8 protein-coding genes and 2 riboswitches are annotated in these 13,727 nt (G+C 66.9%); of the genes, 5 read left to right on the plus strand and 3 right to left on the minus strand.

Annotated elements, in window-relative coordinates:
• Positions 1 to 279 precede the first annotated feature (279 nt).
• Complete coding sequence (locus AC1RT8_RS21055) at positions 280 to 2,409, plus strand: autotransporter assembly complex protein TamA (RefSeq protein ID WP_493078067.1); 2,130 nt, start codon at positions 280 to 282, stop codon at positions 2,407 to 2,409.
• Positions 2,409 to 6,608, plus strand: a complete 4,200-nt coding sequence (locus tag AC1RT8_RS21060) for a translocation/assembly module TamB domain-containing protein (RefSeq protein ID WP_493078068.1) — start codon at positions 2,409 to 2,411, stop codon at positions 6,606 to 6,608. The genes AC1RT8_RS21055 and AC1RT8_RS21060 overlap by 1 nt, the downstream gene beginning before the upstream one ends.
• 12 nt (positions 6,609 to 6,620) lie before the next feature.
• Here AC1RT8_RS21060 and AC1RT8_RS21065 read toward each other — a convergent pair whose 3' ends face one another.
• The 3 genes from AC1RT8_RS21065 to AC1RT8_RS21075 form a co-directional block, all read right to left on the minus strand.
• Positions 6,621 to 8,030, minus strand: coding sequence for an L-serine ammonia-lyase (locus AC1RT8_RS21065; RefSeq protein WP_493078069.1), 1,410 nt, complete (start codon positions 8,028 to 8,030; stop codon positions 6,621 to 6,623).
• A gap of 43 nt (positions 8,031 to 8,073) precedes the next feature.
• Positions 8,074 to 8,139: riboswitch (glycine riboswitch) on the minus strand.
• Between the two features lies 1 nt (position 8,140).
• Positions 8,141 to 8,228, minus strand: a riboswitch (glycine riboswitch).
• Between the two features lie 48 nt (positions 8,229 to 8,276).
• Entirely contained in the window at positions 8,277 to 8,906 is a 630-nt protein-coding gene (locus tag AC1RT8_RS21070) for a glutathione S-transferase family protein (RefSeq protein ID WP_493078071.1), read from the minus strand.
• 20 nt (positions 8,907 to 8,926) lie between these two features.
• Positions 8,927 to 10,984 carry a M13 family metallopeptidase gene (locus tag AC1RT8_RS21075; protein ID WP_493078073.1) on the minus strand — a complete coding sequence of 686 codons (2,058 nt, stop codon included), beginning with the start codon at positions 10,982 to 10,984 and terminating at the stop codon, positions 8,927 to 8,929.
• 171 nt (positions 10,985 to 11,155) lie between these two features.
• Between AC1RT8_RS21075 and AC1RT8_RS21080 the strand changes: the two genes are divergently transcribed.
• From AC1RT8_RS21080 to AC1RT8_RS21090, 3 genes are all read left to right on the plus strand, one after another.
• Positions 11,156 to 12,757 (plus strand): carboxyl transferase domain-containing protein, encoded by a 1,602-nt coding sequence (locus AC1RT8_RS21080; RefSeq protein WP_493078074.1) that lies wholly within the window; start codon positions 11,156 to 11,158, stop codon positions 12,755 to 12,757.
• Positions 12,758 to 12,833: 76 nt separating this feature from the next.
• Positions 12,834 to 13,262: an endonuclease domain-containing protein gene (locus AC1RT8_RS21085; RefSeq protein ID WP_493078075.1), complete on the plus strand. Its 429-nt coding sequence runs from the start codon at positions 12,834 to 12,836 to the stop codon at positions 13,260 to 13,262.
• Positions 13,253 to 13,726 carry a nuclear transport factor 2 family protein gene (locus tag AC1RT8_RS21090; RefSeq protein WP_372853029.1) on the plus strand — a complete coding sequence of 158 codons (474 nt, stop codon included), beginning with the start codon at positions 13,253 to 13,255 and terminating at the stop codon, positions 13,724 to 13,726. Before AC1RT8_RS21085 ends, AC1RT8_RS21090 begins: the two co-directional genes overlap by 10 nt.
• The last annotated feature ends 1 nt before the right edge of the window (position 13,727 follow it).

Raw genomic sequence — 13,727 nt, forward strand, 5'->3', positions numbered from 1 at the left:
TCCGGCAACTAATAAGAGTGCCACCATGGCGTTTCAAGTGAGCGGCCAGGGGAAATGTTCGACCCATGCCTAAGTATGAGAGGCGGACGGAGGCTGGTGGTCGATCTGCGGAGGGAACCACCATGGCTTTCGGGCGGTTAGGCAGGGCAAGGGGCCGGGATGGCCGGGTTGTGTCTGGACCGGACGCAACTCGCCCGATAGGCGCCGCACGGGCAGGCATTTCACTTCATTCGCGCCGGGGGACAGGCTGTTTTGCGTTCAAGCTCAAGCTTACTCCTGTTGGCGAGCCTGTATGCCGTTACGCAGCCTGTATCGGCGCAACGCCGCCCTGACCCGATCGAGGAGGCGCGCAAGGACCAGAAGGATCAGGCGACCAAGGCTGATCCGGCCGCGCCCGAAAACAGCGACCCAATCATCCCGGACTCGCAGTTCGAGGAGGCCTTGCCAGCGATCGATGTCGAGCTGAAGCAGCCGCTCGCGCCGATTGAAAGTATCGATGCGATGCCGGTCGAGCCAGCCCCAACGGCAACGCCCGGAAGCCCCGCTCCCACACCGCAGACGGTCACCGCGCCCGCCGTCGAGGATCCGGCGCTCGCTCAACCGCTGCCCCCGCTCGCCGGCTTCGATGTCGAACCGCCGGCCGCCACGACTCAAACCGAGGTCGCCGATACCCCTTCCGAGCTGCGCTATTCGGTGAAGATCGAAGGGCTTGACGCGGTCAACCTCGAAGGTCCGTTCCGCGCCCTTTCCGCGCTCGACAAGGGTGACGGCAAGGGCGCCAATGGCGCGGTAATCTCCGCCCGGGCGAAGGAGGATGAGGGGCTCGCCCAGCGCCTGCTCCGCGCCGAAGGCTATTATGACGGGGTGGTCTCCTCGCTGGTCGAGCCGGTGCAGAACCAGCCGGGCCGGGTCACCGCGACGATCAGCGCCGCGCCGGGCACGCGTTATATGCTCGGCTCGATCGTGATCGAGGGGCCAGAGACGGTGCCGCCGGGCATGGTCCGAGGCGCGCTCGCGCTGCGCACCGGCGACCCGATCGTCGCGAGCGCGATCGAGGCGGCCGAGGGCGGCGTCGCGCTGCAGCTGCCGCAACGGGGCTATCCCTTCGTGAAGATCGGGCAGCGCGACATCGAGCTGGACGACGCGACTCATCTCGGCGCCTATACGCTGCCGGTCGATCCGGGGCCGCGCTCGTCCTTCGGTACCTATTCGACGACGGGCAAGCTCGCCTTCGACGCGAAGCATGTCGGTGTGCTGGCGCGCTTCAAGCCGGGCCAGCTCTATGACGAGCGGCAGGTGAACGACCTGCGCGAGGCGCTGGTCGCGACCGGCCTGTTCGACAGCGTCGCGGTCGAGCCGCGCCGGACCGGGCTCGCGGCCGCCGACGGCACCGAGGTAGTCGACCTGCTCGTCACCCAGAATGCCGGCAAGCCACGCCGCCTTGCCGCGACCGCCGGCTATTCGACCGGCGAAGGCATCAAGCTCGAAGCGAGCTGGACCCACCGCAACCTGTTCCGTCCGGAGGGATCGCTGACCTTCACCGGCACCGCGGGCACGCAGGAGCAAGGCCTGGCTGCGACCCTCCGCCGCGCCAATGCCGGACGGCGCGACCGGACGGTGCTGCTCGGCGTCACCGCCGACCGTCAGGATTTCGACGCGTACAAGGCGCTGACGATCGGCATCAACGGCAAGATTTCGCTCGATTCCACGCCGATCTGGCAGAAGCGCTGGACCTGGGCGTACGGCTTCGAGCTGCTGGGGTCGCGCGAGGACACGTTCCAGCCGGCGACCGGCACGCGCGAGTATCAGAATTACGGCATCTTCGGCCTGAACGGCCAGATTGCCTTTGACAGCACGAACAGCCTGCTCGATCCGACCAAGGGCTATCGCGCGATGATCCGCATCAGCCCGGAGACGTCGCAGACCCAGGGCAGCAACTATCGCTACGTCCGCGCGCAGGTGGACGGCAGCACCTATTATCCGGTGTCCGAAAGCCTGGTGATGGCGGCGCGGGTGCGGGTCGCCTCTATCGCCGGGGCACCGCGCGACGCGATCGCGCCGTCGCGACGGCTCTATGCGGGCGGCGGCGGATCGGTGCGCGGCTTCGGCTATCAGCAGCTGGGGCCCCGGGACATCAATAACGATCCGGTCGGCGGGCGCAGCCTGGTCGAAGGCGCGATCGAGGCGCGCTACCGGTTCGGCGATTACGGCATCGTCCCGTTCTTCGATGTCGGCCAGGCCTATGCCTCGACCCAACCGAAGTTCAGCGACCTGCGCTACGGCGTCGGCATCGGCGCACGCTATTATACCAATTTCGGGCCCGTGCGCTTCGACGTCGCCACACCGCTCGGCCGGCGCAAGGGTGAGTCCAAGATCGCGATCTACATCTCGATCGGACAGGCCTTCTGATGGCCGATACCGACGTCGAAACCCGCGCGCCGCGCCGTCGCCTTCCGGTCGGGCGGATCGCCAAATGGCTGGCGATCGCGATCGGCGCGCTGCTGGTGCTCATGGTGCTGGCGGTGTTTGCGCTCAATACCGATCCGGGGCGGCGGTTCCTGGTCAGCAGGCTCTCCGGCTATGAAACAGCGTCGGGCCTGAAGGTCGAGCTGGGTCGGCTGGATGGTTCGCTCTACGGCAAACTCACCATCCATGACCTGAAGATCGGCGACCCCAAAGGCGTGTTCGCCATAGCGCCTCAGGTCGACCTCGACTGGCGGCCCTTCGCCTTCATCCGCAACCATGCCGATATTCGATCCGCCAGCGCGCCGCTGATCACCTTGGCCCGGCTGCCCGAATTGAAGCCGGTGCCGAGCGACCCCAATGCCCCCACCCTTCCCGATATCGATATCGACATCGGGAAGCTGAAAGTCGGCCGGCTCGTGCTCGGCGCGCCGATTACCGGCACGCGGCGGACGATAACGCTCGACGCGGTGGCACATATCGCCGATGGCCGCGCGCAGATCACCGGCAATGCCGCCGCGCTGGACGGCGGCGACCGGCTCGCGCTGAAACTGGATGCGGTGCCGGACCAGGATCGGCTGATCGTCGATGCACGGCTCAATGCGCCGGCCGGCGGGATCGTCGCGGGGGTGGCGGGCCTCAAGCAACCGCTCGTCGCGCGGATCGACGGGCGAGGGAGCTGGTCGTCCTGGCAAGGCAAGGCGCAGGCCGCGCTCGGTGGGAAGGCGCTGGCGGCGCTTGACCTCACCGGGCACAACGGCACCTTCACCGCGCGCGGGCTGCTCCATCCCGGGCTGATCCTGACCGGTCCGGTCGAGCGGCTGACCGCCCCGGCGCTGCTCGTCGATCTCACCACGACCCTCGCCCAGCGCCGCGCGAACACGAAGCTGTCGGTGCGTTCCGACGCGCTGGCCGTGACCGCAAACGGCATGATCGATCTCGCGCAGAGCCGCTTCGAGGGCCTGCAGGTCGAGGCGAGCCTGCTCACCCCCGGCTCGATCGCGCCGAACCTCAACGGCCGCGACGTGCGCGCGTCGCTCCGGCTCGACGGGGCCTTTGCCCGGCCGCTGGTCGATTACAAGATCAGCGCGGCGGCGATCGGGTTCGACAAGACAATGGTGCAGGGCCTCTATGCCGAGGGCCGCAGCCGGGTGGATGCCGACCGCATCATCGTGCCCGTCGCGGGCCGGATCGCGCGTGTCACCGGGCTGAACGCAGCGGCCGGCGGATTGCTGACCAAGGTGACCGTGAACGGCGAGTTCGCGATCTCCGGCGACACGATCCTGTCGGACAATCTGCGCATCCGATCGCCGCAGATCGATGCGACCGCGATCGTGGTCGCCGACCTCTCGACCGGCATCTACCGCGCCGGATTGAAGGGGAGGATCAACGACTATCGGATCGAAGGCGTCGGCATCATCAACCTGACGACCGATATGAATCTGGTCACCGTTCCGTCAGGCGGCTTCGGGCTGCAGGGGCGGTTCGGCATCGTCACGGTGAAGCTCGACAATGCGGGCGTGGCGGACTTCCTCGGCGGGCGGGCCGTGATCGCAGGTACGATCAGCTTCGATCCCAAGGGCGTATTCCGAGTCCAGAACCTGCGTGTGGGCGCACCGAACTTCCGCCTCAGCGGAGGCCAGGGCAGCTATCTGCCCGACGGCCGCATCGCCTTCACCGCGCAGGGCCATTCGACTCAATATGGCCCACTCGCGGTTGCCGTGTCGGGCACCGCCGAGCGGCCGCTGATCCAGGTGCGGGCGAGCCGTCCCAATGTCGGCGTCCAGCTCAGCGATGTCGTGGCAACGATCCGCGGTACGGGCACCGGCTATGCGGTGGTCGCGACCGGGGGCTCACCTTATGGGCCGTTCAATGCGGACGTGCTGGTCCGTACCGGCGGCGGGCCGCTGACCATCGACATCCACCGGGCCCGCTTCGCCGGGGTCGATTTCGCCGGCACCGTCCGTCAGGCGCCCGCCGGGCCTTTCGCCGGCAAGCTCACCGCCAATGGTTCGGGCGTCACCGGCACCGTTACTTTGTCGGCGGTCGGCAAGATCCAGCGTGCCCAGGTCTCGGCGCGCGCCAACGGGGCGCATATCCCGGGCCAGGCCAAGCTCGTCATCGAACGCGCGATCGTTGAGGCGACGATCACCCTCTACGCCAAGGCACCGGAGATTCTGGCCGATGTGCAGCTTGCCGGCGTGCGCCAAGGCAATTTCCTCCTCCAGACGGCGCGCGCCAAGGTGAACTACCAAGGCGGCCGCGGCACCGCACAGCTCGTCGCGAACGGCCAGAGCGGCGCGAGCTTCCGCATCGCCGCCAATGCCCAGCTCTCGCCCGACCTGTACCGCGTCGCGGCGCAGGGCCAGGTCGGCACGGTGGCGTTCCACCTCGCCCGGCCGGCGGTGATCCGCAACGAGCGCGGCACCTATGTGCTCGCCCCCGTCGCGATCGTCGTACCGCAGGGCCAGGTCCGTGTCGCCGGGCGTTATGGCAAGACGCTCGAGTTCCAGTCGCGCTTCGACAATTTCGACCTCGCGATCCTCAACACCTTCGCCGCCGGCGCGGGTATCGGCGGCCGGGCGACCGGCAGCCTCGACTATGTCCAGGCCGGATCGGGCGTGCCCCGTGCCGATCTGCGCATTGATATCCGCAGCTTCACCCGCTCCGGCGCGGCGGTCGTGTCGACTCCGGTCGACATCTCGGCACTCGGCACACTCCGTCCCGAAGGCGGCACGCTCGCCGCGCTGATCAAGCGCGGCGGCGCGACGATCGGGCGGGCGCAGGTGCGGCTGCAGCCAGTGGGTGGCGGCGACTGGATGACGGCATTGATGGACGCGCCGCTCGGTGGCGGCATTCGCTATAACGGACCGGCCGATGTGCTGTGGAGCCTGGCCGGCCTGGCGAACCAGACGCTGACCGGGCAGATCGGCATCGCCGCGGATTTCTCTGGCCGCCTTGCCAGCCCGCAACTGACCGGGCTGATCCGCGCCAATGCACTCGCCTATGACAATGAGACCTATGGCACCCGCGTCAGCGCGATCAAGCTGACCGGGCGCTTCACCAACGACCGGTTCGAGATCAGCGAGTTCAATGGGCGTGCCGGCAAGGGCAGTGTTTCCGCACGCGGTAGCGTCGGGTTCGGATCGGACGCCGGTTTCCCGATCAATGTCCGCTTGACCCTTAGCAATGCGCAGCTCGCGCGCAGCGACGCGCTCGGTGCTACCGTGTCGGGCGAGATCGCGGTGACCAACAGCAAGGCGAATGGCGGGCTGATCTCGGGCACGCTCAACCTGCCCGAGGTGCGGTACGAGATCATTCGCCAGGGCGCGGCCGAGGTCGCCGAATTGCAGGGTGTGCGCCGCAAGGGCATCAGCCGCGCCCAAGCAGCGCGCGATGCCGCCGCGGCGGCGGCGGGCGTGCCCAGCCTGTTCAAGCTCGACCTGCGCATCCATGCCGACAACCGCCTGTTCGTCACCGGCATGGGGCTGGAGAGCGAATGGAGCGCCGACCTGCGGGTCGGCGGTACATCTGCCACGCCGGAGGTGGTCGGCAATGTCGATCTGGTGCGCGGAACCTACAATTTCGCCGGCAAGCGCTTCGATCTCGACCAGGACAGCGTCATCCGGTTCGAGGGCGGCGCGGTCTCGAACCCGACCTTGTCGATGCGGGCGACCGCGACCCTTTCGGGCACCGCGATCACGATCAACATCGCCGGCCGGGCGCAGAACCCCCAGATCACCTTCAGCTCCTCGCCCAGCCTGCCGCAGGACGAGTTGCTCTCGCGCATCCTGTTCGGCAATTCGGTAACCGAGCTGTCGCCGATGCAAGCCATCCAGCTTGCCTCAGCGCTGAATTCGCTGCGGGGATCGGGCGGCGGGCTGAACCCGCTGGGCAAGCTGCGCTCCGCCTCGGGCATCGACCGGTTGCGGGTGCTTGGTGCGGACGAGGCGACCGGGCGCGGGACCTCCGTCGCGGCCGGCAAGTACATCTCCAACGACATCTATGTGGAGATCGTCACCGATACGCGCGGCTTCACCGCGACCCAGATCGAGATCGCGCTGTCCAAGGTGCTCAGCATCTTGAGCCAGACCGGCGGATCGAACGGGACAGCGATCAACCTGCGCTATTCGAAGGACTATTGAGGGGCTAACCCGTCAGCATTCGACCACGTTGACCGCGAGTCCGCCCAGACTAGTCTCCTTGTATTTGGAGCGCATGTCCTCGCCGGTCTGGCGCATCGTCTCGATCGCCTGGTCGAGGCTGACGATATGTGTGCCATCACCGTCGAGCGCGAGATAGGCCGCGTTGATCGCCTTCACCGCGCCCATCGCGTTGCGCTCGATGCAGGGCACCTGGACGAGCCCGCCGATCGGATCGCAGGTGAGCCCGAGATTATGTTCGATGCCGATCTCGGCGGCATTCTCGATCTGGGCATTGGTGGCGCCGAGTACGGCAGCAAGGCCGGCGGCGGCCATCGAACACGCCACGCCGACCTCGCCCTGGCAGCCCATCTCGGCCGCCGAGATCGAGGCGCGGGTCTTGTAGAGCATGCCGATCGCCGCCGCGGTCGACAGGAAGATGCGGATGCCCTCGCGCGTTGCAGGGCCCTCGAAGGTTTCGTAATAGCGGATCACCGCGGGAATGATGCCGGCGGCGCCATTGGTCGGAGCGGTCACCACACGCCCGCCCGCCGCATTCTCTTCGTTCACCGCGAGCGCCCAGAGGCTGACCCACTGGATCGTGTGCGACGGCGCGCCGCGTTCCGAGCGGGAGATCAGCGCTTCGTGCAATCCCTTGGCGCGGCGGCGGACGCTGAGGCCGCCGGGCAATATGCCGTCCTTCACCATGCCCCGATCGATGCAGGCGCGCATCGCATCGGCCACGCCGTCGAGCAGCGCGTCGGTTTCAGCGGCCGTGCGCCAGGCGGTGTCGTTGCGGCGGACCAGCTCGCTGATCGAGATATGCTCGGCCTCCGCCGCGACCAGCAGCTCGTCGCCCGAGGTGAAGGGATGACGCACCGCGATGTTGCCGAGCTCCAGCCGCTCGCCGCCGCGCCGGATCGTGCCGCCGCCGACCGAATAATAGCGTGATGTGTGGGCCGTGCCGTCTGGGAACCAGGCGGTCAGATCGAGCGCATTGGGATGTTCGGGTTCGAAGCGTTCGGGGTGGAAATCGATGCCGCCTTTACCGTCCAGCTCGACCGGATACCCTCCGTCTCCGGCGCCTCGCCCCAGCGGCAGCGCATTGTCAGCGCGGAAGCCGGCAACCATTGCCGCCGCCGCTTCGGGATCGACCGTCTCCGGTTCCCATCCGGCGAGCCCGAGCAGGACCGCGATATCGGTGCCGTGCCCGATGCCGGTCAATGCGAGCGATCCGTACAGGCTACAGCCGATCTTTATCGCAGGCTCCGGCAAGGCCAGGATGGTCCGTGCGAAATCCGCCGCGGCGCGCATTGGGCCGACCGTGTGAGAACTCGACGGGCCGATGCCGATGGTGAACATCTCGGCGATGCTGATCGGGCGATGACGCGGGTCCGGAAGAGTCGAGGTCGCGGTCGGGGTCACAAAGGCATGCTCCTGTCAGGCGCTGCGAGCGCCGTTGCATGCCCCCTCTGTCCCTTTGCCTGAGATCGTTATCCCGTCGGCGGGTGCCGTGGCACCACTCTCCAGAGTGTCTGTGTCGCGCGGTCCTTTTGCCTGAGAGTTTCCGGGGCGGTTGCTCCTTCGGCGCCGGCCAAGGCCGATCTCTCCCGTGCGACGGCCGTTACCTGAGCCTGCGCCGCGCGCAAGTCAACGGCGCGGCAGGCTCTTCTAGTCCGGCAAGGTCAGCTTGAACGCCTGATAGGCGGCCGCGAACTCGGGGAGCCCCTCGCACCGCGCGGCGTGCTCGGCGAGCGCGACCCAGCCGTCCATGACGAACTGATCGGCCAGCGCCTCACCGACGAAGCGGTGCATCGTCCCGAGCAGGACATCGGCATGGCTCATCGTCTCGCCGAGCAACCATGGGTCCTTCGCGGCGGCCCGCTCGCGTTCGAGCAGGTCGAGCGTGTCGATCACCTGGGCGCGGCAGCGTTCGACCCACATCTTGTGCCCGTCTCGGAAGGCACGTTCATAGACAAGGCTGACCGCCTTTTCGGCGACGCCGGCGGCAAAGGCGCAGGTGCGGAGCATCGCGCGGCGATCGTCGCCGCGCCGGGTGAGGAAGGCGCGGTCGGGGCCGACCATCTCGTCGAGCGCATCGACGATCGCGCTGCTGTCGGTCAGCGCGACGCCGTCCTCATAGACCAGGGTCGGCACGCGGCGCAGCGGGTTGTAGCGCGCGATCTCCTCGACATCGCCGAACGCCGAGAGGGGCGCGTGGCGATAGGGCAGATCGTAGAGCTTCAACGTCACTGCGACGCGGCGGACGAAGGGCGAATCATATTGTCCGATCAACAGCATGGTCCGCCCTTTCCTTCTTTCTACCAGACCTTCACGCGCGCATTGGGTTCCAGATACAGCTTCTGGCCCGGCTGCACGTCGAACGCCTTGTACCACGCATCGAGATTGCGCACCGTCTGCGCGCGGAAGGCGCCTGGCGAATGGCCGTCAGTCGCGACCTGCTGCCGCACCGACTTTTCGCGGGTCTTCTCACGCCAGCTCTGGGCGAAGGCGAGCATGAAGCGCTGGTCGCCGGTCAGCCCGCCGATCACCGGCGCCTCCCTGCCGCCGAGCGAGGCGCGATATGCCTCGTACGCTGCGGTCAGGCCGGCCACGTCGGCGATATTCTCGCCCAAGGTCTGCTCGCCGTTGAGGTGAAGGCCGGGGAGCGGCTCATAGGCGTCATATTGCCTTGCGAGTGCCGCGCTCTGCTCCTTGAAATGCGCGAAATCGGCGGGGGTCCACCAGTTGCGCAGCTTGCCGCTCGAATCGAACTCGGCGCCGGTATTGTCGAAGCTGTGGCTGATCTCATGGCCGATCACTGCGCCGATCGACCCGTAATTCGCCGCTGCGTCCGCCTTGGGATCGTAGAAGGGCGCCTCGAGGATCGCCGCCGGGAAGTTGAGCGAATTCTGCAGCGGCAGGTTGACCGCATTGACGGTCTGCGGCGTCATCCACCACTCGCCCTTGTCCGGCGCCTTGCCGATCTTGCCGAGCTGATGCTTGTACTCCGCGAGCCGCGCCCGCTGGAGATTGCCCAGTGCATCGTCGCCCTTGATCTCCAACGATCCGTAATTGCGCCAGGTGTCGGGATAGCCGACGCCCACGCGCATCGTCTCGATCTTCTTGCGCGCTTCGGCCTTGGTCGCGGGCGCCATCCAGGTCAGGTTCTCGACGCGCTTGTCAAAGGCGGCGAGGATGTTCTTCACCATGCCCTGGATGTCCGTCTTGGACGAGGCGGGGAAGAATTTGGCGACATAGATCTGGCCGACCGCGTCGCCCAGGCTGTTGTTCACCGCGCCGATCGCCCTCTTGTCGCGGGGCCGCGGCTGCTGCGTGCCGGCCAGAGTCTTGCCGTAGAAGTCGAACGACGCGTCGTCGAACGCCTTGGGCAGCACCGCGGTGACGGTGTTGAGATGGTGGAAGGCCATCCAGTCCTGCCACGCCTCGAGCGGCTCGCTCGCGACCAGCGCGGAGAGCTTCGCGGTCGGGGCGGGATGCCAGACGATGAAATCCTGCTGGCCCGACAGGCCCGCGCCGGAGAAGAAGGCATTCCAGTCCAGGCCCGGCGCCTTCTTGGCGAAGTCGGCCTGCTTCCACGGGTTGTTCGCCTTGTGGACGTCCTGGCTCTCGATATAGCCGGCATGGGCGCCGGCGATCTTGGTCTCGAGTGCCATCACCCGGTCGGCGCGCGCGGCCGGGTCGCTCAGCCCGGCCAGGCCGAAGACCTTGGTAATATAGGCCTTATAGGCCGTGCGGAGCTGCGCCATCTCGGGCTTGGCCGAGACATAATAATCGCGCTCGGGCAGGCCGATGCCGCCCTGGAGCAGATAGGGCACGGTCTGGCTGGGGTTATCGAGCGCCTGGGTGACGAACAGGCCGAACAGATGCTCGGTGCGGTAGTTGGTCGCGTTGAGCGGATCGACATCGGCGCGCAGATCGGCGCCGAGCGCCTTGGCCAGCGCTCCCTTGTCGGCGATCGCGGCGATCGCATCGAGTTCCGGCTTGATCGGGGCGAGGCCACGCTTCTCGATGCCGGCCGTATCCAGATAGGCGTTGTAGAAATCGGCGATCTTGCGCTGGTCGGTGCCGGCGGCGGCATTGGCCTTGGCAGCCTCGGCGATCAGCTGCGCGTTGCGGCCTTCGGCGATGTTGAATACCTGGAGGAAGATGCCGGTGCTCGACCGGTCGGCCGGGATCTCGGTCTTCGCGCGCCAGCCGCCATTGGCATATTCGTCGAAATCGTCGCCGGGTTTGACGGCCTTGTCGATGCCCGCCACGTCGACGCCGATCGCAGTGCCGGCAACCGGCGTCGTTGCGCTCTGGGTGCAGGCAGTGGTGGCGAGCAGGGCAGCGAGAAAAATCGTTGAACGCTTCATGTGATAGACCTCTCCAGGGTGTATGGCGCGGGGGATACACCCGTGTTTTCGGTTACACCAGATACCAACGCCGCCTCTCGCGAACGCCGCTCGGCTCAGCTTTATGCCGCGAGCGTCGCTTCCCATTCCCGCGATCGCTGTCTAGTCAGGGGCCAAGATGAGGATGAAAACATGAGCGCGCCGGCTCTCGACACCAAGCTATCGCCGGAGAGCGAGACCTTCCGCGCCAACGCAGCGCACAACCGCGCCCTGGCCGAGCGACTCCGTGCGGACGTCGCGCGGACGGCGCTTGGCGGCAGCGAGAAAAGTCGTGAACGACATGCCTCGCGCGGCAAACTGCTCCCACGCGACCGAGTCGAGCGGCTGCTCGATCCCGGATCGCCCTTTCTGGAGATCGGGCAACTCGTCGCGAACGGGCTGTATGACGACGAGGTGCCCGGCGCGGGCATGATCGTGGGCATCGGCCGGGTTTCCGGGCGGCAGGTGATGATCGTCTGCAACGACGCCACGGTGAAGGGCGGGACCTATTATCCGCTGACCGTGAAGAAGCATCTGCGCGCGCAGGAGATTGCCGAGGCGAACCGCCTGCCCTGCATCTATCTGGTCGATTCGGGCGGCGCCAACCTGCCGCACCAGGCCGAGGTGTTCCCCGACCGCGACCATTTCGGGCGGATCTTCTTCAACCAGGCGAACATGTCGGCCAAGGGCATCCCGCAGATCGCCTGCGTGATGGGCAGCTGCACCGCGGGCGGTGCTTACGTGCCCGCCATGTCCGACGAGACGGTGATCGTGCGTAACCAGGGCACGATCTTCCTGGCAGGCCCACCGCTGGTGAAGGCCGCGACGGGCGAGGTGATCTCGGCCGAGGAGCTTGGCGGCGCAGAGACTCATGGCCGCAAGTCCGGCGTGGTCGACCATGTCGCCGAGAATGACGAGCATGCGCTGACCATCGTGCGCGACATCGTCTCGACTTTGCCCGAGAACCGGAAACCCGACATCGCGCTGAAGGAGCCGCGCGCGCCGAAGTTCGATGCCGAGGAGCTGTACGGGATCATCCCGTCCGATGTCCGCGCACCGTATGATGTGCATGAGGTGATCGCGCGGCTGGTCGACGGATCCGAGTTCCATGAGTTCAAGGCGCTTTATGGCTCGAGCCTGGTGTGCGGCTTTGCGCATATCTGGGGCATGCCGGTCGCGATCCTCGCCAATAACGGCGTGCTGTTCTCGGAGAGCGCGGTGAAGGGCGCGCATTTCATCGAGCTGGCGTGCCAGCGGCGCATTCCATTGCTGTTCCTGCAGAACATCTCGGGCTTCATGGTCGGCGGGCGCTATGAGGCGGAGGGCATCGCCAAGCATGGCGCCAAGCTCGTGACCGCGGTGGCGACGGCGAGCGTGCCGAAGATCACCGTGCTGATCGGCGGCAGCTTCGGCGCGGGGAATTACGGCATGTGCGGGCGGGCCTATTCGCCGCGCTTCCTCTTCTCCTGGCCCAACAGCCGGATCAGCGTGATGGGCGGCGAGCAGGCCGCAAGCGTGCTTGCGACGGTGCACCGCGATGCGGAGAGCTGGAGCGAGGAACAGGCCGAAGCGTTCAAGGCGCCGATCCGCCAGAAGTACGAGGACGAGGGTAATCCCTGGCACGCGACCGCGCGGCTGTGGGACGACGGCATCATCGATCCGGCGCAGACGCGCGACGTGCTCGGGCTGGCGTTTGCGGCGACCTTGAACGCGCCCGTTCCGGAAAAGGCGTCGTTCGGCGTCTTCAGGATGTGATGACAAACGTTACTCGGCAATTCCTCCCCGGCACGGGGAGGGGGACCATCCGTAGGATGGTGGAGGGGCTTGGGACGTGCTGACCGGGCCTGCTCAGACCGTCCGCCTTGCACGACGCTTGCGCAAGGAGATGACCTTGCCTGAAGTCCTGCTCTGGACCGCGCTACGCACGCGGCCAGGAGGCCTGAAGTTTCGTCACCAGCATCCGGCCGGCGGCTATGTACTCGATTTCTTCTGCGCGAGCGCGAAAGTGGCGATCGAGGTTGATGGCGAAGCGCATGGGCGCGGCGACAAGCCAGCGAAGGATCAGCTTCGCGATGCCTGGCTTGCTCGTGAGGGTGTTCGGGTGGTTCGAATCCCGGCTCAGGCCGTTCTCGATGATGTGGCGGCCGTGGTCGCTTTTATTGTGGCGAGCGTTACCCCCGACCAGCCCCTCCACCACTCGAGCGGTCCCCCTCCCCGTTCCGGGGAGGAATTTTTGTCCGGAGATATTCAATGTCCCTGATCCTTGCCCTTCTCGCCCAGGTCACGCCGATGCAGCCAATGCCCAAGGGCACCGGCCTGCCGCCCCCCGGCACCGACGAAGGCGCAGTGATGGCGCCGATCAACGCGTTGTTCGCAGGCCTCGCCGCGCGCGATTCCGCGGCGATCCTCGCGCAACTCCGCCCCGATGGCGGCGCCACCGTCGCCAATGAAGCGCCCAACGGCACGCGCACGGTCCGCCATATGAGCTGGGCCGAGTTCGCCGCGGGCGTCAAACCCGGCCCCGAGAAATATGAGGAGCGCATCAGCAATCCCGCGATCGAGATCGACGGCGACATCGCGATGGTCTGGGCGCCCTATACCTTCTTCATCGACGGCAAGGCGCATCATTGCGGCGTCGACCATTTCGACCTGGCGCGCGAGGCCGGGGCGTGGAAGATCGTCAACATCACCTGGTCCGCGCGCGCCACGGGTTGCGAGGGCTGAT

The sequence above is a fragment of the Sphingomonas sp. GW821-FHT10F11 genome, assembly GCF_058809095.1.